Consider the following 19877-nt stretch of genomic DNA (forward strand, 5'->3'; position numbering starts at 1 on the left):
TTGACATGCGGCGCGAAACGCCCGTAACTTCCTCGCAACCTAGCACTAACGCGCGTTATTAAAGCGCGAAACTGGAGGCGATGTCGTGCCTCCGGCGGTCGAAGGGGACGGGAAGTGGCCACGGACGGGACAGTCGTGTGGCCATCAGCGAGGTGGGCCTTGCTGACTACGGTCTCCTTCGTCCCCAGAAAGGGACATCGAACATGGACTATCGCCATTTGGGCGGCAGCGGCATGCTGGTCAGCGCCGTCGCCTACGGGAACTGGGTCACTCACGGGTCACAGGTGGACCAGGACGCGGCCACGGCCTGTGTACGCGCCGCACTCGAGGCCGGCATCACCACCTTCGACACCGCCGACGCGTACGCGGAGACCCGGGCGGAGGAGGCACTGGGCGCCGCCCTCAAGGGCGTGCGCCGCGAGGGCGTCGAGATCTGCACCAAGGTCTACTTCCCGACCGGGCCGGGGAAGAACGACCGCGGCCTGTCGCGCAAGCACATCATGGAGTCGATCAACGGCTCGCTGCGCCGCCTGGGCACGGACTACGTGGACCTGTACCAGGCGCACCGCTATGACTACGCCACTCCGCTGGAAGAGACGATGGAGGCCCTCGCCGATGTCGTCCACGCGGGCAAGGCGCACTACATCGGCGTCTCGGAGTGGAAGCCGCAGGAGATCAGGGCCGCGGCGCAGCTGGCGGGGGAGCTGAAGATCCGCCTGGTGTCCAACCAGCCGCAGTACTCCCTGCTGTGGCGCGTGATCGAGCCGGAGATCGTCCCGCTCTGCCAGGAGCTGGGCATCGGACAGATCGTGTGGTCCCCGCTCGCCCAGGGTGTGCTGACGGGCAAGTACAAGCCGGGAGCGCAACCGCCGTCCGGTTCCCGCGCCACCGACACGAACGGTGGCGGTGACGCGGTGGCCGGATGGATGCGCGATGAGGTCCTGGCCCGGGTGCAGGAGCTGGTTCCTCTTGCCGCCGAAGCAGGCATGTCGCTTGCGACGCTGAGCCTGGCGTGGGTGCTGCGCAACACGAATGTCTCCGCGGCCATCGTCGGAGCGTCCCGGCCGGAGCAGATCGTCGAGAACGCCAAGGCGGTGGACGTCACGCTGGACGACGAGTTGGTCAGGCGCGTGGACGAGATCCTCGATCCGGTCGTCGAGCGGGACCCTGAGCGCATCGACGTGTTCGCCGAGCGGCCGTGAGCCGCAGCCGCCGGGGGGCCTGGCGGTGAGTCCACAGCCATGCCGTTGCCCTGCGGGCCGACCGCGCGAGGCGTCGCCCGGGCTCCAGAGGCGGCACCGAGGAGGCGTCTTGTTTCCATCCCTCTTCGTTACCCGGCGATGTATTGACATGCCGCCTAAGGCGGCCGTAACTTCCCAGCAATGCAGAAGTAACGCGCGTTACTAAAGCGCGAAACCGGACGGGTGCGGCGCACCTCCACCGACCGAAGGGGACCGAAAGTGGCCACCAAGAAGACGCAGCGCGTGACCATGAGCGATGTGGCTCGCCGCGCGGGTGTCTCGAGGACCACGGTCTCCTTCGTCCTCAACGACAAGCCCGGCGCGACGATCCCCGACGAGACCCGTCGGCGGATTCTGGAGGCGATCGACGAGCTGGGCTACCGGCCCAACGCCGGGGCGCGGGCACTGGCCGCCAACCGCAGCGGGTGGTTTGGGCTGATCACCGAGATCGTGACCGGCCCCTTCGCCGCTGAGGTGATCACGGGCGCGCAGAGCCGCGCCTGGGGTGACCGGAGGTTTCTGCTGATCGCCGCGAGCGAGGGCGATCCCGCCCAGGAGGCCGCCGCGCTCGACCAGATGCTGGAGCACCGCGTGGAGGGGCTGCTGTACGCCACGACCTGGCACCGGGCCGTCAGCCTGCCGGAGGCCGCCCGCGAGGTGCCGACGGTGCTCGTCAACTGCTACGACGCGGCAGGGGAGCTGCCGTGCATCCTGCCCGACGAGGTGTCGGGCGGATACAAGGCGACCCGTCGGCTGCTGGACGCCGGGCACACGCGCATCGGGTTCATCAACCTCGACCCGGCGATCCCGGCCGCCGTCGGCAGGCGCGAGGGGTACGAGCGTGCCCTGCGCGAGGCCGGGATCACCCCCGACCCGTCCTTCGTCATCCCCGGCTGGGCCACCGCCGATGGCGCCTACACCGCTGCCTGCGAGCTGCTGGACCGCCAGGCCGCCGACCGGCCGACCGCGTTGTTCTGCGGCAACGATCGGATGGCGATGGGCGCGTACGACGCGATCAAGGAACGGGGGCTGCGCATCCCGCACGACGTGGCCGTGGTGGGGTTCGACAACCAGGAACTCATCGCCGCCTATCTGCGGCCGAAGCTGACGACGCTGGCCCTGCCCTTCGAGGCCATGGGCACCAAGGGCGTCGACATGCTCGCCGCTCTCGCAGCGGGGCAGCCGCTCGACACCCGCCGGGTGACGATCGACTGCCCGCTGCTCGAACGCTCGTCGGTCTGACCGCGAATCAGTCCGCCGAGTAATCCCATCCCGTCTTCGTCCTGTGTGTTGAAGAGAGGAAAAGAGTCTTCATTATGGCACCCTCCATAGCCTCACGGCGGCTTCGGACCGCCCTGAGAGCGGTCACCGCGACCGCCGCCGCGGCCCTGGTCCTGTCCGCCTGTACGGGTGGCTCGGGCGCCGCCGGCGCCGGTGACACCTCCGGCAACCAGCTGCTCACCATCCCTCGTGAGGACCTGGCGACGTTCACGCGCAACTTCAACCCGCTCTCCCCGCAGGCCGCCCCGATGACCCTGCAGGCGATCTACGAGCCGCTGGTCGTCCACAGCATGTCGGACGCCAAGGACACGCCGTGGCTGGCCACCAAGTGGGAGCAGGCCAAGGATGCCAAGTCCCTCACCTTCACGCTGCGCGACGGCGTCAAGTGGTCGGACGGCCAGCCGCTCACCGCCGACGACGTCGTCTACACCTTCCAGCTCCAGAGGAAGGTGCTGGGCGGCTTCGACTACCTCGACAAGGTCACCGCGGTCGACGCCCACACGGTGAAGTTCTCCTTCAACAAGCCCTTCTCGCCCGCCTTCTACGAGATCGGCGGCCACTACATCCTGCCGAAGCACATCTGGTCCAAGGTGAAGGACCCGGCGACGTTCACCAACCCCAACCCGGTCGCCACCGGCCCGTACACCCAGGTCGAGAAGTTCCAGAGCCAGTCCTACGAGCTGCGCAAGAACCCCGACTACTGGCAGCCCGCCAAGCAGCAGATCGCCGGCATCCAGATGCAAGCTTTCTCCGGCAACGACAGCGCCAACCTCGCCTTCACCAACGGTGAGGTGGACTGGACGCAGACGTTCATCCCGAACATCGAGAAGTCCTTCGTCGCCAAGGACAAGAAGCACAACCACTACTGGTTCCCGGCCACCGGCGCCATGATCAACTGGCAGCTGAACACCACCAAGGCCCCCTTCAACGATGTGGCGGTGCGCAAGGCTCTCAGCATGGCCGTCGACCGCGACCAGATCACCAAGGTCGCGATGAACGGCTACGCCGAACCCGCCGACTGCACGGGCCTGGCCCGCACGTACGACAAGTGGCGCGACACGTCGCTGGCCGCCTCCTGCACCTGGACGAAGTACAACACCGACGCCGCCGCGAAGGCCCTGGATGCGGCCGGCTACAAGGAGAGCGGAGGCAAGCGGCTGCTGAAGAACGGCAAGCCCTTCACGCTCGACATCTCCGTCGGCTCGGCCTCCTCCGACTGGATCTCGGTCGCCAACATCATCAAGCAGGACCTGGCGAAGGTCGGCATCACCGCCACCGTGAAGACGCCCGACTGGTCGGCGGTGTCGGCGTCGTACAACACGGGCACCTTCGACACCGGCATCGTGTGGAGCAACAACGGCGCCACGCCGTACGAGTACTTCCGCGGCGTGATGTCGACCAAGATGCTCGTGCCGGTCGGCAAGCAGGCCACCGAGAACTACCACCGCTTCGGCGACAAGAAGGCCGACAAGCTCATCGATGCCTTCGCCGCCGCCACGGACGAGAAGACGCAGCGCGAGCAGATGAACGGCCTGCAGGAGCTGTACAACGAGGATGCGCCCGTCGTCCCGCTGTTCACCGGCCCCGAGTGGGGCGCGTACACGGACGCCCGCTTCACCGGCTGGCCCTCCGAGCAGAACCCGTACGCCACCCTCGGCAACCGCAACGGCAGCACGATCCTCGTGCTCACCTCGCTGAAGCCCGTCAAGGGCTGACGCCCGCGCGGACCGGCGGCCGCCCTCCTCCCCGGACGGCCGCCCCCGCTCACCGCATCACCGTTCATCCCCCCACTGACAGGGAGCACGACCCGTGCGTCTGATCCTGCGCAATCTGGGGTTCTATCTGCTCGCCTTCTGGGCCTCCATCACCCTGAACTTCGTTCTCCCGCGCTTCATGCCGGGCGACCCGGTCTCCCGGATGTTCGCGCAGGCCCAGGGCACGATGCAGCCCGACCAGATAGCCCAGCTGCGGAAACTCTTCGGCCTCGACCACCGCCCCCTCTGGGAGCAGTACCTCAACTACATCAAAAGCGTCTTCACCGGCGACCTCGGCATCTCCATCACCCGTTTCCCGACCCCGGTCTCCGACGTGATCGGCCAGCAGATCGGCTGGACCCTGCTGCTCGGCGGCGTCGCGCTCGTCATCGCCGCGGTCTTCGGCAACCTGCTCGGCATCGTCGCCGCCTGGCGGCGCGGCGGCGTCCTCGACTCCGCCTTCCCGCCCCTGCTGATCTTCGTCGGCTCCTTCCCGTACTTCTGGCTGGCGATGGGCGCCCTGTACCTGTTCGGGGTGAGCCTGGGCTGGTTCCCGCTGCGGCACGCCTACGACGTCGGTCTGACTCCCGGCTTCAACGGCGAGTTCATCTCCAACGTCGCCACCCACCTGGTGCTGCCGGCGCTGACCATCGTGCTGGTCTCTATCGGCGGCTGGATGCTCGGCATGCGGAACACCATGATCGCCACGGCGGCCGAGGACTACATCACGATGGCCGAGGCGAAGGGGCTCAGCCCCTCGCGGATCATGTTCCGCTACGCCGCCCGCAACGCGCTGCTGCCCTCCGTCACCAACTTCGGCATGGCGCTCGGCTTCGTCGTCGGCGGCGCCCTGCTCACCGAGGTCGTGTTCGCATACCCCGGCATCGGCTACCAGCTGCTGATGGCCGTCCAGGGCCTGGACTACCCGCTGATGCAGGGCATCTTCCTGACGATCACGGCGGCGGTGCTGCTCGCGAACTTCCTCGTCGACCTCGTCTACGTCCGCCTCGACCCGCGCGTCCGCGTCCGCTGAAGGGGGCTGCCGACATGACCGCCATCGAGATCGCGACGGCCACCACGCCGACAACCCCGGTGCGCGCTTCCCGCCGGCGCGGACTTATGCGCCAGCTCATCGACAGCAGGAAGGCGCTGACCGGGCTGATCCTGCTCGCCGTCTTCGCGCTGCTCGCCCTGCTCGCTCCCGTCCTCGTCCCGGGCGACCCGTCCCTCATCAACTCCACCGGGAGCCAGGCCCCGTCGGCCGCGCACTGGCTCGGTACCACCGCCAAGGGACAGGACGTGCTCGCCCTCACCCTGTGGGGCGCACGCAGCTCCCTCTTCGTCGGGTTCACCGTCGGGCTCGCGGCGACCGCGGTCGCCATCCTCGTCGGCCTCGCGTCTGCCTACTTCGGCCGGATCGTGGACGACGCCCTGACCCTGGTCACCAACATCTTCCTGCTGCTGCCCGGGCTGCCGCTGCTCATCATCCTGGCCGCGTTCTTGCCGCCCGGGACCTCCACCGTGATCCTGGTGCTCGTCGTCACCGGCTGGGCGGGCTCGGCCCGAGTCCTGCGAGCCCAGGCCAAGTCGATCCGGGGCAAGGACTTCGTGGCCGCCGCCGTCGTCACCGGGGAGCGCCCGCTGCGGATCATGTTTCGCGAGATCCTGCCCAACATGGCGTCCGTGGTGATGACCACGCTGCTCGGCTGCGTGATCTTCGGCATCGGCGCCCAGGCCGGCCTGGAGTTCCTCGGCCTCGGCGACAGCAGCGTCGTCAGCTGGGGCACCAACCTGTACTGGGCCAGCAACGACGGCGCGCTGATGACCGGCACCTGGTGGGCCTTCGTCCCCTCCGGGCTGTGCATCGCGCTCGTCGCCTTCGCACTCGCGCTGGTCAACTACGCCGTCGACGAGATCACCAACCCGAGGCTGCGCAGCCGCCGTGCCCGGCGTGAGAGGAGGGGCTGAGCCATGGAACCCGTACTCGAGGTGAACGGCCTCCGCGTCGAATACCGCAGCGACGGACGCACCGTCGTGGGCGCCGACGACGTCTCCTTCTCCATCGGCGCCGGAGAGGTCTTCGGTCTCGCCGGGGAGTCCGGCTGCGGCAAGTCGACCATCGCCAACGCGGTGATGCGGCTGCTGAAGCCACCGGCGGAGATCAGCGCGGGCAGTGTCCGCTTCCAGGGCCGCGACGTCCTCGCCCTGGACGAGCGGGAGCTGCGCGCCTTCCGGTGGCGGCAGATCGCCATGGTCTTCCAGTCGGCGATGAACTCCCTCAACCCCGTCCTGACCATCGGCGAGCAGATCGTCGACATCTTCACCACGCACGAGCGGATGAAGAAGCGGACCGCGCGTGAGCGGGCCGGCGAGCTGCTTCAGCTGGTCGGCATCGACCCGGGGCGGCTGAAGGCGTACCCGCACCAGCTCTCCGGCGGTATGCGCCAGCGCGTGGTCATCGCCATGGCCGTCGCACTCCGCCCCCGGCTGCTGATCATGGACGAGCCGACCACCGCGCTCGACGTCGTCGTGCAACAGGAGATCATGGCGCAGATCCGCGACCTCCAGCGGGAGCTGGGCTTCTCCATCCTCTTCATCACCCACGACATGTCCCTGATGGTCGAGCTGTCGGACCGCATGGGCGTGATGTACGGCGGCCGGATCGTCGAACTCGCCGACGCCAAGGACCTCTTCGCCGATCCGCTCCACCCGTACACCGAGGCGCTGATGAACGCCTTCCCGCCGCTGACCGGCCCGCGCCGCGAGCTCACCGGCCTCTTCGACGCCCCGCGCACCGCCGACAGCTGCGGCTTCCACGTCCGCTGCCCCGAGGACCGCTCCGACTGCTCCATGAACATCCCCGACCTGCGCGAGGTCGCGCCCGGCCGCTGGGTGGCCCGCAGCCTTGAAGGAGCCCCCCGATGACCGAACCCCTGCTGTCCGTCCGCGGCCTGACCAAGGACTTCCAGGTCGGCACCGTCTTCTCACGGCGCCGTGTCCGCGCGGTCAACGACGTGTCCTTCGACCTGCCTGCCGGCCGGATCACCGCCCTGGTCGGAGAGTCCGGCAGTGGCAAGTCCACCATCGCCCGCTGCATCGCCCGCCTCGAACAGCCCTCGTCCGGTCAGGTGCTGCTGGACGGCCAGGACGTCCTGCGCACCGAGCGGCGCCGGGCGTCACGGGCGTACCGCCGCACGGTCCAGATGGTCTTCCAGGACCCCTTCGGCTCGCTCAACCCCGTCCACCGCATCGAGCACTTCCTCACACGGGCCCTCGTCCTGCACGGCCACCCCGCCACACCCGACGCGCTGCGCGAGCTGATGACGACGGTCGGCCTGACCGAGGACATGCTGCAGTCCTACCCGCACGAACTCTCAGGCGGCCAGCGTCAGCGCGTCGCGATCGCCCGCGCCCTCGCCGTCGAACCCCGGCTGATCCTCGCCGACGAACCGACCTCGATGCTGGACGTCTCCGTGCGCGTCGGCGTGCTCAACCTGATGCGTCGCCTGCGCGAGGAGCGGAACATCGCCATGCTCTACATCACGCACGACCTGGGCTCCGCCCGCTACCTCGCGGACACCACGATGGTCATGTTCGCCGGCGAACTCGTCGAGGGCGGCGACGCCCTGGCCGTCATGGACGCCCCCGCCCACCCCTACACCCGGCTGCTGCTGTCCGCCGTACCCGACCCCGAACGGGCCGGGAGCTACGACCCCATCGAGCGCGCCCGGCTGCGCGAGGAGATCCTCAACCCCACGTCCTGCCCGTACGACGACGGCACGTGCAGCCGCACCGAGCCCGTCCGCCACATCGTCGGCGAAGACCACGGCCGGCCCCACTGGGTGCGCTGCCACCTGCGCGCACCCGCCTCCGACATCGCCCGCCGCGTCCTCAAGGCCACCGACCACCCCACCGGCGAGGCCACCGACGACACCGAGAAAGCGGAGACCACCGCCGCATGACCCACGACCTCACCCTCCCCTCCGGCAGCCACACCGCCGAGGGGCTGGCCGAGCGCGCCCTGCGCGACCCCCACCGCCCTCGCTTCCACTTCACCTCGCCCGGCGGCTGGCTCAACGACCCCAACGGGCTGACCCACTGGAGGGGCGTCTACCACCTCTTCTACCAGTACAACCCGCTCGCCGCCGCCCACCACCGCATCCACTGGGGCCACGCCACCAGCACCGACCTCGTCCACTGGAGCGACGAACCGGTCGCCCTCGTCCCCGGCACCGACGGCCCCGACCGCGACGGCTGCTGGTCCGGAGTCCTCGTCGACGACGGCGGCGTACCCACGCTCGTCTACTCCGGCCGCCACGGAGAGCATGAACTCCCTTGTGTGGCGAGGGGATCGGCGGACCTTCGGTACTGGACCAAGGACCAGGCCAACCCGGTCATCACCGCCCCGCCCGAGGGCGTCGACATCACCGCCTTCCGCGACCACTGCGTCTGGCGGGAGGGCTCCGGTGAAAACGCGGTGTGGCGGCAGCTGATCGGCTCAGGCGTGCGAGGCGTCGGCGGGACCGCCTTCCTGTACGAATCGGACGACCTGCGCACCTGGCGCTACGTCGGCCCCCTGCTGACCGGCGACGCCTCACAGAACCAGGGCGAACTCGACTGGACCGGCACGATGTGGGAGTGCGTGGACCTGTTCCGCCTTGAGGAGACGGATGTGCTGGTCTTCTCCGCCTGGGACGAGGGCACCACCCACCACCCCCTGTACTGGACCGGCCGCTACCAGGGCGACACCTTCACCCCGACCGCCCTCCACCGCCTCGACTACGGCGGACGCTACTTCTACGCCCCCCAGTCCACCCGCGACGAGCACGGCCGCCGCATCATGTTCGGCTGGCTCCAAGAGGGCCGGACGGACGAAGCCAACGCACAGGCCGGCTGGTGCGGCGTGATGTCCCTGCCGCGGGTCGTCACACTCGGCGAGGACGGCCGCCTGCACCAGGCCCCGGTTCCGGAACTGACCCAGCTGCGGCGCGAGCGCGTAGAGGCGGCGGCGGGCCCCCTCACCGACCCCTACACCCGGCTGCACCCCGTGCGTGGCGACCAACTCGACATCGAGACCACCCTGCGCCTCGCCCCCGGAGCGAGGGCCCGGCTCGTGGTCCGCGAGACACCCGACGGCGTCGAGCGCACGGTCGTGGAGGTCAGCAGAGCGCACGACGGAACGGGCGGCATCCTCCGCCTGCACCGAGAGAACAGCAGCCTCGACCCGACGGTCGACACCGAACCCCGCTACGGCGAGCTGCCGCTGGACGCCGACGGCCGTGTGGACCTGCGCGTCCTCGTCGACCATTCCGCACTGGAGATCTTCGCGGGCGGGCGTCCCCTGACCGCCCGCATCTACCCCACCCGTCCGGACGAGGCCGTCGGCGTCGGTATCGGTGCCGACGGCGACGTGACCCTGGAGCGGTTCGACGCCTGGCAGATGGCGTCGGCCTTCACCGAAGGACCCCGGCCCCTGTGGCCGTGACGGTCTTACAGCCGGCTGCGGCCCGGGGGGTGGACGTCCCCCCGGGCCGCAGCCCACCCTTCCCTGCCTTTCCCTCAGGAGCCGCCATGAGCGTGTCCCGCCGTACCCTCCTGCTCGCAGGAGGCACCGCCGCCACCCTCCTGCCTCTCGCAGGTATCCTCCCCGCGGCACAGGCTGCTACCCCGAGCGCCGCCGGAGCACCTCCCGTGCCCATCCCCGACCCCATCCCCGTCACCGGCACCTGGACCCGCACCTCCGACGGCGGCCAGAAGGTGACCGCCGGCACGCGCGAGAGCGCGCTCGCCCTGTCCGAGCAGCAGCTCGCGTCCAAGGGCACGTATGCGGCCCGTATAACGCCCCAGTCCGCATCCGCCGTGGGCGCGCTGGTGTTCCGGGCCGCCTTGGACGGCTCGACCGGATACGTGGCCGCCCTCGATCCGGGCCGGGCCCGCATACGGCTCTACGACCTGGCGAGCGGCGACACACTCTCCACCGCACCTCTGCCGGGCGCGCCGGCCGCAAGACCCTACGACCTCGAAGTGGCCGTGGACGGACCGGAGCTGACGGTGTATGTCGACGGCAGACAACTCCTCCACGCCGAGGACCACCGCCACGGCACCGGCTCGGTGGGCCTGCTCGCCCAGGGCGGCACCGTCACCTTCGGCCCGCCCTCCGTCTCCGCTGTCACCACCAACCTCACCGGCTGGACCACGAGCGGCGGCACCTGGACGGCGACCCCGCTCGGCTGGCGCGCGGACCCGTCCCAGGGAGCCACCGCCCGCGCCGTCACCACGACCCGGGCCTACGACACCGCGCTCCAGGCCGACCTGCTCCTGCACGACACCTCCGCGGTCGCCGAACTGCTGGTGCGTACCGACGAGGCGGCCAGCCGCGGCTACGGCGTCCAAGCGGACCCGGGCCACGGCAGGCTGAGGCTCTACCGCATCGACGGGAACATCACCCTCGGCACATACACGACCACCATCAAGGCCGACACGGTCTACCGGCTGCGTGTCGAAGCCGAGGGCACCGAACTGCGCGTGCACTGGCAGACCAACTTCCTCTCACCCGACGGCTACAGCCCCGTCATCACCGCCCAGGACTCGACCCACACGACGGGCCGACTCGCCGTCACGGCAGCGGCCGCCGCGGTGTCCTTCGAGAACATCGCCGCCGCAGACCTCGCCACCAGCCTCCATGGCTGGACGGCCCGCTCCGGCGCCTGGACCCCCGACCTGCGCGGCATCCGCGGCGAGAACGGCCTGCGGACCGCTCCCTTCACCGACGGCGACCTGGTGGCCAGAGCCGACATCACCCCCGCCGGCACCTCGTCCTCGGCCGGTCTCGTCCTGCGCGCGTCCGCGAACGGCTCCGGCGGCTACGAGGCCCGCCTGGAAGCCGGCCGGAACGCCGTCGTCCTGCTGGACCGCTCCTCCGGCGCCCGCCTTGCCTCCACCACCGGCCCGGTCCGGCCCATCGCGTCCGGCGGCACCTACCGCGTCGAGGCCCGGGCGACGGGCAGGACGATCGAGGTATACGTGGACGGCGTACAGGCGCTGAAAACCCGCGTCCCCCGCACCACGGGCGCCACCGTCGGCACCACGGCCGCGCACGGGACGTCGTACTTCCAGAACGTCGAGGTCCGCAGCACCGCCGACTACTTCACCGAGCCCTACCGCCCCACGTACCACTACTCCCAGCTCACCGGCTCCACCAGCGATCCCAACGGCCTGGTGTACTACGACGGCGAGTACCACCTCTTCCACCAGGACCAGGGCCGCTGGGCGCACGCGGTCAGCACCGACCTAGTCCACTGGCAGGCCCTGCCGATCGCCCTGCCCTGGAACGAGTACGGCAACTGCTGGTCGGGCTCGGCGGTCGTGGACGCGGACGACACCTCCGGCCTCTTCGACGGCGGCTCGGGCCTGATCGCGTACTACACCAGCTACCACCCGGACAAGCCGGGTGGAAACGCGAGCGTGCGCATCGCGTACAGCAAGGACAAGGGCCGCTCCTGGCAGTGGCACGGCGGGGCTACCCCGGCCGTTCAGAACCCGGGCGGCCCCGACGCCGGCTGGACCTTCCGCGACCCGAAGGTGATCCACGACGAGAAGCACGACCAGTGGCTGATGGTCGTCTCCGGCGGCGACCACGTCCGCTTCTTCACCTCCACCGACCTCCTCACCTGGACCCACGTCAGCTCCTTCGGCTACGGCGACTGGGCCACGCCGGGCGTCTGGGAGTGCCCCGACTTCTTCCCCCTCCCGGTCAACGGCGACGAGAACCGCGTCAAGTGGGTCCTCACCCTGAGCACGGGTGCCGTCCGCGCCACGAACGGCTCGGCCGCCCAGTACTTCACCGGCGACTGGAACGGCACCAGCTTCACCCCCGATCAGAGCGCCGGCACGACCTTGCGCGCCGACTCCGGCCGCGACTACTACGCCGCCATGTCCTACTACGGCCTGCCCGAGGGCCGCCGCGTCTGGCTCGGCTGGATGAGCAACTGGGACTACCCGTTCAGCGCCCCGACCGGCACCTGGAACGGCCAGCTCAGCATCCCCCGGGAACTGACCCTCACGGACACCGCCGACGGCGTACGCCTGGCGCAGCGCCCGATCCCGGAGCTGACCGCTCTGCGCACGTCCACCACGACCCGCAAGGACCTCTCAGTCGGCCCCGACTCCGCGAACCCGCTCGCGGGCGTCACAGGCATCGCCTACGAAATCGAGGCCGAGGTCACCCTCGGCACCGCCACGGAGATCGGTTTCCGGCTTCGCGCCGACGAGGACCAGCACACGACGGTCGGATACGACGCCGCGGCGAACCAGCTGTTCGTGGACCGGTCGCAAGCGGGCCTGAGCGACTTCACCCAGTACTTCGCGGGCCGCACGACCGCACCGATGAAGCCGACCGACGGCCGGGTGACCCTGCGCCTGTACGTGGACTCGTCATCGCTCGAGGCGTTCGGCGCCGACGGCCAGGCCGCTGTGACAAGCCTGATCTTCCCCTCCCCGTCCGCCGACGGCATGGCCTTCTACGCCAGGGGCGGCACCGCGCACATCGAGTCGCTCAAGGTGCACCGGCTGGAGGGCACCTACCGCCTGGTGGACCAGGTGAAACCGCTGGTGACTGCCCCGGCCGGCGGTTCTTTCCGCTCCGACCTCGGCGCGCTGACGATCACCCCCGCAGGCCACTGGTCCACGGACAGCGCGGGCCGCGCCGGAACCTTCGACAAGGACTCCAACGCCATGTCGGCGCGCACCGCGACGAACGTGGACTTCACCACCCTGGTGAGGCTCGGCGGCCCCGCCCCGGACACCGGCGGCGCCCTCTCCCTCCTGTGGCGCGCCTCCTTTGACGGCACCAACGCCTACTGCCTCAACATCGACCCCGACCTACGGGTGATCCGCCTGGTCGCCAAGGCCGACGGCTACTTCGACGACGGCGCCGCCCTCGCCCGCGTCCCGGCCCTGGTCCGCCGCGGCACCACGTATCCGGTCCGCATCCTCGCCCAGGGCGACCGCATCCAGGTGTTCCTCAACGGCGAGCAGATCATCGACGTGACGGACACGACGTACACCAACGGACACGTCGGCCTCAACGTGTTCGGAGGGAGGGCGGCGTACCAGGACACGTACGCGAAGGAGCTGTGATCTCCGGTCGGGCCGACCAGCGACATTGACCGCGCAGGCTCCTCCCCGCGCGCCGGGGTGGAGCCTGCTGGAGCTGTGCAGCCTTGTCCCATCCTGCCGTCACGAACAGCCATGCGGTGGACGCCGGCCTCGGCGTCGAGGGCGCGACGGTGAGGCCGGCGTGGGAGGCGGTGGCCGGTCCTGCCAGGAGGCGGTGCCTGGCATCTGGCAATGCGTGGACATGAGTTTGTAACCAGCCATTGACAGGAGCTTTGGCCGAAGGCACTCTCATGTGCACACGGTTGGCTAAACGGTTAGGCAACCCGGTTTCAACCAGTATGGGCAGGGATGATGGCGCGCCGGATCGGGATCAAGGACGTGGCTGCGGCGGCAGGTGTGTCCACCGCGACGGTGTCCCACGTTCTCAACCGGGTCGAGGGCAAGCGGATCAGCCAGGAGACCCGGCAGCGCATCTGGCGGGTCGCCGGGGAGCTCGGATATGCGCCGAACAGTCTGGCGCGGGCATTGAAGACCCAGCGGTCGCAGACCATCGGTTTCGTCAGCGACGAGATCGCCACCACCCCCCACGCCGGCCGGATGATCCTGGGCGCCCAGGAGGCCGCCGCGGCCGAGGGCCTGGTACTGCTGCTGGTCAACACAAGCGGCGATGCGGAACTGGAGCGCACCAGCATCGAGATGCTGCTCCAGCGGCAGGTGGACGGCGTGCTGTACGCGGCGATGTACCACCGCAGCGTGGAACTGCCCGAGGCGCTGCGCTCGACACCCACCGTGCTGCTGGACGCACGCTGCGACGACACGGCCGTCCCCTTCGTGGTGCCCGACGAGGTCCAGGGCGGTTACACCGCGGTGCGCGAGCTGATCGCCCATGGGCACCGCAGGATCGGTGTGACCGTGCAGACCCGCGACCTTCCCGCCCGGCAGGGCCGCTTGGAGGGCTACCGCAAGGCGCTGGCCGAGGCCGGCATCCCCTACGACCCGTCCCTTATCGCCGCCGAGGCGGCGGTGCCCTTCGACACGGTCGGCGGTGATGTGGACTCGGGCTACCGGGCCGCCCGGCGTCTGCTGACGGCGCAGCCGCGCCCGACGGCGTTGTTCTGCTACACCGATCGGATGGCCGCCGGCGCTTACCGGGCTGCCGCCGAGTTGGGACTGTCCATCCCTCGCGACCTGTCGGTCGTGGGGTTCGACAACCAGGAGCTGGTCGCCGAGGCGCTCTACCCCCAGCTGACCACGGTCCAGCTCCCGCACTACGAGATGGGAGCGCGGGCGGTCGCACAGCTGCTCGCGCTCACCGGAACGCCGGGTTCGCCACCAGGCCCGGTCGCGCAGGAGATGCTGCACTGCCCGCTGGTGGCGCGGGCATCGGTCACTTCGCCGCCCCGGCTCTGAACCCGGGACGGCGAAGCTTTCGCACTACGACAGGCGACCGTCGCAACCGGTCGTCATCCCTGTCAGTACTTGAAACACAGTGAGGGTACACGCATGTCCTCTGGGATTCTCAAGGAGCCGTTCAGCCGCCGTGGCGTGCTGAGAGCCGGCGTCGCCTCCGCCGCGGTGGCGGGCGTGGGCGGGCTGGTCTCCGCCTGTTCCTCCGGCTCGGCCGGCTCCTCCGGCTCGAAGGTGCTGAATGTGCTGGTCTTCACCGACCAGGCGTCCGCGAACAAGCTGAGCAAGTTGGCCGCGCCGTTCGAGACGGCCCACCCGGGCTACAAGGTGAAGTTCACCGGCATCACGGGCACGGACTGGAACGACTTCTTCAGCAAGCTGCTCACCCAGATCGCCGCCGGCAACCCCCCGGACATCGTTTCCGTCGCCACCGAGGGCCTGCAGCTCTTCGCGGCCAAGGGCCTGGCCGAACCGCTGGACGACTACGTGAAGCGGGACGCCTCCCAGCTCAAGTCGTACTTCGCCGACGTCCACCCGGCGCTGGTCGAAGCGATGATGTACCAGGGCCACCTGTACGAACTGCCGACCGATTTCAACGCCGGCAACATGTTCTACAGCACCTCTCTGTTCGAGAGCGCCGGTGTGGGACGCCCGGCCGACGACTGGACCAAGGACGACTTCTACAACATCGCCAAGAAGATCGCCGCCAAGGGCGGATCGGCCGTCCCCTACAACTGGGTGGTCCGGCTGTGGGGCAGCTGGACGTCCTGGATGTACGCCAACGGCGGCAACCTGCTGACCGAGGGCAAGTGGGACGGCGGCGACTGGCTGTGGAAGACCTTCTACCCGAACGACCCCGCCGCCTCGGGCCGCAAGGGCGGCTGGCGCTGGGGGGATCCGACCGCCAACTCCGCCCCGGTCGTCGAATCCCTCGACTACATGATCCAGCTGCAGAAGGAGGGCCTGTCGGGCAAGCCAGACGTCGGTGGCGGCGCCACGCTGCAGGGCCTGTTCGCCAGCAACAAGATCGGCATGTCGATCGGCGGCGGGTTCTGGGCGGGCGGCCTGCACAACGCCGGCATGAAGCCGGACTCCTTCGACGTGCAGTACTTCCCCAAGTGGCGCTCCCAGCGCCACCTGTTCGGCGCGGGCGGCTACGGCATCCTCAAGTCCTCCAAGAACAAGGACCTCGCCTGGGAATTCGTGAAGTCCCTGGTGTCCGCGAAGAACCTGGAGGTGCTGATCCCGGGCAACACCACCACCTTCCCGCGCAAGTCGATGATGACGGCCGAGAGGTACTCCACCACCGGCCCCAAGAACTGGCACGTCTTCTACGACACCCTCACCAAGTTCCCCGAGACCGCGCCGATCCCGGCCCCGCCGTACTACCAGGCGATGGCCATCGCCCTGAACAAGCGCACCACCGAGGCGATGTCCTCCGGCAAGGCGAAGGCGGCCCTCGACGGTCTGCAGAGCGACCTCGAGACCGCCAGCAAGACAGGGTGAGACGCTGATGTCACAGGTCGTCCGAAACCGTGGCCGCGCATCCGCCCCGCCGGGCGCGCGGCCCGGCCGCCCTCCCGAGCACCAGACAGATCAGAGCGCGGAGCTGCGCCGCCGCGCCCAGAACAGGCGCGCCCGCCGCGAGGCGCTGTTTGGCTACGCCATGGTGGCCTCCGCGCTGGCCGTGGTCGTCGTCTTCACCGTGGCGCCGATCATCGCCTCGTTCGTCCTCGCCCTGTTCAAGTGGGACGCCATCTCCAGCCCCCAGTACGTCGGGCTGGACAACTTCGACGCACTGCTGAGCGACAAGACCGTCACCCACTCGCTGCTGGTGACCTCCGGCCTCGCCCTGATCATCGTCTTCCTCCAGGTCGCCCTCGGCCTGGGACTGGCGCTGCTCGTCGCCCAGCGGACGTCGAAGATCGTGCAGAAGCTCTTCCGCTCAGCGTTCTTCCTGCCCTTGCTGGCCTCCGCGGCGTCCATCTCGATCGTGATGGCCTACGTGTTCAACGACCAGTTCGGCGTCATCAACTACTACCTGAACCTGCTCCACCTGCCCGAGGTCTCGTGGCTGAGCTCCACCGGGGGAGCCACCGCCACCATCGTGCTGGTCGCCGTGTGGCAGCAGCTGGGCTTCACCTTCATCCTCTTCGTCGCCGCCCTCGGCTCCGTGCCGGGCGACGTCCTGGAGGCCGCGCAGATCGACGGCGCATCGCCCGCCCGCATGTTCTGGCGGATCAAGCTGCCCCTCATCAGCCCCACCGTGCTGTTCGCCTCCACCGTCGGACTGATCAACACCATGCAGCTGTTCGACCAGCCCTACGTGATGACCAAGGGCGGCCCCGGCGACTCGACCTACACCACCGTGCTGCTCGTGTACCAGACGGCCTTTCAGAACCTCCAGTTCGGCTATGCCTCGGCCATCTCCGTGGTGCTCTTCGCCGTCCTGCTGATCATCACGGCCGTGCAGTTCACGGTGAGCCGAAAGTGGGTGTTCTACTCGTGACCGCCATCCTCGACAAGCAGCCCGCAACCACCGCCCGCGTCCCACGCCGGCGCCGACGGGTGCGGATCGGACGTCTGCTGTCGCTCACCGTGCTGACGGTTGCGGCCGCGGCCGTGGTGGCGCCGCTCGCGTGGGCCCTGGCCACCTCGCTGCGCACCCCAGCCACCTCGTTCGACAACCCGCCCCAGTGGATCCCCACGCATCCGATCTTCTCGAACTACCAGGCCGTCTTCGACAAGGTCCCCCTTACCGGGTTCTTCCTCAACAGCGTGTTCGTCACCGGGCTCATCGTGATCGGCCAGCTCATCACCTCCACGATGAGCGGCTACGCCTTCGCCATGGTCCGCTTCCGCGGCAACAAGGCTTTGTTCGCCATAATCCTGGCCACCATGATGGTCCCGATCCAGACGACCATCATCCCGGTCTTCCTGATCATCAAGTACCTGGGCCTGACCGACAGCCGCATGGCGCTCGTCCTGCCCGCCGTCGGAGGCGCCTTCGGCACCTTCCTGATGCGGCAGTACTTCCTGCAGATGCCACGCGAACTCGGCGAGGCGGCACGGGTGGATGGAGCCTCCCACTTCCAGGTCTTCGCCCGCATCTACGCCCCCATGGCGCGCGCCCCGATGGCCACCCTGGCAGTGCTCACCTTCTCCGCCTACTGGAACGAATTCTTCCGCCCGCTGATCTTCCTGCAGTCGACCGACAACTTCACCCTGCCCTTGGGCCTGGTGACCCTGCAGGGAAACATGGGCACCGGCAGCATCTCCATCGTGCTCGCCGGAGTGATCATCGCCCTGATCCCCAGCGTGCTGATCTTCCTTGCCGCCCAGCGGTACTTCGTCGAGGGAATCGTGGCCGGCTCCTTCCGTTGAGCCTCCGGCCGTTCCCCACGCTCTCCAACACATCGAAAGGCACGCGTGTGTCCACCGCGCCCTTTGACCTGCACCGTCCCGTCGCGCACCTGCGCCCGCCCCGTAACTGGATCAACGACCCCAACGGGCTGGTCCACCACGACGGCCACTACCACGTCTGCTACCAGTACAACCCGTACGGAACCGACCACGCCAACATGCACTGGGGCCACTTCCGCAGCGCCGACCTGCTGAGCTGGGAGCCGCTGCCCCTGGCCCTCACCCCCGCCCCCGGGGGCGTGGACGCCGACGGCTGCTTCTCCGGCAACGCCGTCTCCGACGGTGACCGGCTCGTCGCCTTCTACTCCGCGCACCGCCAGGAGCGCCCGCAGCACCAGCTGATCACCACCGCCACCTCCCGCGACGGCGGCCTGACCTTCCACCCCCGCGGCGACCTGCTCATACCCGAGCCGCCCGACGGCACCACCATGTACCGCGACCCCTACGTCTGGCAGGACGGCAACAGCTGGCGGATGCTGGTCGGCGCCGCACTCGCCGACGGCCGCGCCGCGGCCCTGCTGTACGACTCGCCCGACCTGCAGACCTGGACCTACCGGGGACCCTTCTGCGCCGGCGCACCGGAGCCCGTCGGCGATACCGGACTGCTCACCGGCGAAGGCTGGGAGTGCCCCCAGTACCTGCCGGCGGCCGACGGGCGAGGTGCCCTCATCCTCTCCGCCTGGTACGAGCGCGACGGCCCGCACGGCGTGCTGGCCCTTGTCGGTGAGGACCGCGGCGGCGTCTTCGAAGCAGGCCCGCCCCAGCTCCTCGACTATGGCCCGGACTTCTATGCTCCCGCCCTGCTGCGCGCACCCGGTGGCAGATGGCTGCTGTGGGGCTGGTCCTGGGAAGCCCGCAACAAGGACTGGTCGGGGGCCGAAGGCTGGGCCGGAACGCTCACGCTCCCCCGCGAGATAGAACTGGCCGACGACGGTCGGACATATCAGCGGCCCGCCGCCGAACTGCTCGCGCTACGCGGTGAACATACCGTCCACGCAGCCGGGCTGACCGCAGACTCAGCTTGCGTGGACCTGGGCGAAGTCAGCCGCAGCTTCGACCTCACGGCCCATCTCGAAGCCTCCGGCAAGAGCGGCCTGCGCCTGGTCACCGCTCCCGACAACGCCGAGTACCTCAACATCCTCCTCGACGCCGACGCAGGCCAGCTGGTCGTCAACCGCGACCACGCATCACTGGACCCACGCGCCCACGGCGGCACCTACACGATGCCCTGCCCCACCGGCCAGCCGGTCGACCTGCGCATCGTCGTCGACCATTCCATCGCCGAGATCTTCCTCTCCACCGGCCAGGCACTCACCATGCGCTTCTACCCGGTGGGCGAAGGCCCCTGGCACCTGCAAGCGCACACCGAGCCCGGCGCACAGCTCAACTACACGATCGACGCATGGCAGCTCCTGCCACTCGAAATCAAGGAATCCAGCACCGACACGCCCACCGAGAAGGGCCACGCGGCGTAAACGCCGCCCAGATCAGCGTGCGATTACCCCAAGTACCGGCAGAGCATCCCGGCCGCGGTGGACGACGACCCCACGATCTCCAGTTCCGCCAGCCGACCGCCTTCCGCCGTTTCCGCATGAACCACTCGGCCTGAGAGCGCACTCTCCACCATCTCGCCTCGTGCACTTACTGAACCGGG

At 69.2% G+C, this 19877-nt stretch carries 14 protein-coding genes; all 14 read left to right on the forward strand.

Annotated features, from left to right (window positions below; genetic code table 11):
* Positions 1-203 precede the first annotated feature (203 nt).
* The 14 genes from C3488_RS30740 (at position 204) to C3488_RS30805 (ending at position 19698) form a co-directional block, all read left to right on the forward strand.
* Positions 204-1202, forward strand: coding sequence for an aldo/keto reductase family protein (locus C3488_RS30740; RefSeq protein ID WP_103844163.1), 999 nt, complete (start codon positions 204-206; stop codon positions 1200-1202).
* A gap of 258 nt (positions 1203-1460) precedes the next feature.
* Positions 1461-2483 carry a LacI family DNA-binding transcriptional regulator gene (locus C3488_RS30745; protein ID WP_103844164.1) on the forward strand — a complete coding sequence of 341 codons (1023 nt, stop codon included), beginning with the start codon at positions 1461-1463 and terminating at the stop codon, positions 2481-2483.
* Positions 2484-2557: 74 nt separating this feature from the next.
* Positions 2558-4237: an ABC transporter substrate-binding protein gene (locus C3488_RS30750; RefSeq protein WP_103844165.1), complete on the forward strand. Its 1680-nt coding sequence runs from the start codon at positions 2558-2560 to the stop codon at positions 4235-4237.
* 94 nt (positions 4238-4331) lie between these two features.
* Positions 4332-5309 (forward strand): ABC transporter permease, encoded by a 978-nt coding sequence (locus C3488_RS30755; protein ID WP_103844166.1) that lies wholly within the window; start codon positions 4332-4334, stop codon positions 5307-5309.
* 14 nt (positions 5310-5323) lie between these two features.
* Complete coding sequence (locus C3488_RS30760) at positions 5324-6244, forward strand: ABC transporter permease (protein ID WP_103844167.1); 921 nt, start codon at positions 5324-5326, stop codon at positions 6242-6244.
* Between the two features lie 3 nt (positions 6245-6247).
* Positions 6248-7201, forward strand: a complete 954-nt coding sequence (locus C3488_RS30765; protein ID WP_103844168.1) for an ABC transporter ATP-binding protein — start codon at positions 6248-6250, stop codon at positions 7199-7201.
* Positions 7198-8238 carry an ATP-binding cassette domain-containing protein gene (locus C3488_RS30770; protein ID WP_103844169.1) on the forward strand — a complete coding sequence of 347 codons (1041 nt, stop codon included), beginning with the start codon at positions 7198-7200 and terminating at the stop codon, positions 8236-8238. The genes C3488_RS30765 and C3488_RS30770 overlap by 4 nt, the downstream gene beginning before the upstream one ends.
* The gene (locus C3488_RS30775; protein WP_103844170.1) at positions 8235-9761 is read left to right on the forward strand and encodes a glycoside hydrolase family 32 protein; all 1527 of its coding nucleotides are present in this window, start codon (positions 8235-8237) and stop codon (positions 9759-9761) included. The genes C3488_RS30770 and C3488_RS30775 overlap by 4 nt, the downstream gene beginning before the upstream one ends.
* Before the next feature lie 206 nt (positions 9762-9967).
* Positions 9968-13414, forward strand: a complete 3447-nt coding sequence (locus C3488_RS30780) for a GH32 C-terminal domain-containing protein (protein WP_258053774.1) — start codon at positions 9968-9970, stop codon at positions 13412-13414.
* A gap of 327 nt (positions 13415-13741) precedes the next feature.
* Positions 13742-14803, forward strand: coding sequence for a LacI family DNA-binding transcriptional regulator (locus C3488_RS30785; protein ID WP_103844172.1), 1062 nt, complete (start codon positions 13742-13744; stop codon positions 14801-14803).
* A 93-nt stretch (positions 14804-14896) separates the two neighbouring features.
* Positions 14897-16306: a sugar ABC transporter substrate-binding protein gene (locus tag C3488_RS30790; protein ID WP_258053775.1), complete on the forward strand. Its 1410-nt coding sequence runs from the start codon at positions 14897-14899 to the stop codon at positions 16304-16306.
* A gap of 7 nt (positions 16307-16313) precedes the next feature.
* Entirely contained in the window at positions 16314-17309 is a 996-nt protein-coding gene (locus C3488_RS30795; protein WP_181139265.1) for a carbohydrate ABC transporter permease, read from the forward strand.
* The gene (locus C3488_RS30800) at positions 17306-18184 is read left to right on the forward strand and encodes a carbohydrate ABC transporter permease (RefSeq protein WP_103844175.1); all 879 of its coding nucleotides are present in this window, start codon (positions 17306-17308) and stop codon (positions 18182-18184) included. Before C3488_RS30795 ends, C3488_RS30800 begins: the two co-directional genes overlap by 4 nt.
* A gap of 47 nt (positions 18185-18231) precedes the next feature.
* Positions 18232-19698, forward strand: a complete 1467-nt coding sequence (locus C3488_RS30805) for a glycoside hydrolase family 32 protein (protein WP_103844176.1) — start codon at positions 18232-18234, stop codon at positions 19696-19698.
* The last annotated feature ends 179 nt before the right edge of the window (positions 19699-19877 follow it).

It is taken from the genome of Streptomyces sp. Ru72, assembly GCF_002920635.1.
Classification (GTDB): domain Bacteria; phylum Actinomycetota; class Actinomycetes; order Streptomycetales; family Streptomycetaceae; genus Streptomyces.

Bases quoted from the DNA above. Each gene is read 5' to 3' on its own strand.
- C3488_RS30740 (WP_103844163.1), top strand. From the start codon at position 204: ATGGACTATCGCCATTTGGGCGGCAGCGGCATGCTGGTCAGCGCCGTC.
- C3488_RS30750 (WP_103844165.1), top strand. From the start codon at position 2,558: ATGGCACCCTCCATAGCCTCACGGCGGCTTCGGACCGCCCTGAGAGCG.
- C3488_RS30760 (WP_103844167.1), top strand. From the start codon at position 5,324: ATGACCGCCATCGAGATCGCGACGGCCACCACGCCGACAACCCCGGTG.
- C3488_RS30765 (WP_103844168.1), top strand. From the start codon at position 6,248: ATGGAACCCGTACTCGAGGTGAACGGCCTCCGCGTCGAATACCGCAGC.
- C3488_RS30770 (WP_103844169.1), top strand. From the start codon at position 7,198: ATGACCGAACCCCTGCTGTCCGTCCGCGGCCTGACCAAGGACTTCCAG.
- C3488_RS30775 (WP_103844170.1), top strand. From the start codon at position 8,235: ATGACCCACGACCTCACCCTCCCCTCCGGCAGCCACACCGCCGAGGGG.
- C3488_RS30785 (WP_103844172.1), top strand. From the start codon at position 13,742: ATGATGGCGCGCCGGATCGGGATCAAGGACGTGGCTGCGGCGGCAGGT.
- C3488_RS30790 (WP_258053775.1), top strand. From the start codon at position 14,897: ATGTCCTCTGGGATTCTCAAGGAGCCGTTCAGCCGCCGTGGCGTGCTG.
- C3488_RS30795 (WP_181139265.1), top strand. From the start codon at position 16,314: ATGTCACAGGTCGTCCGAAACCGTGGCCGCGCATCCGCCCCGCCGGGC.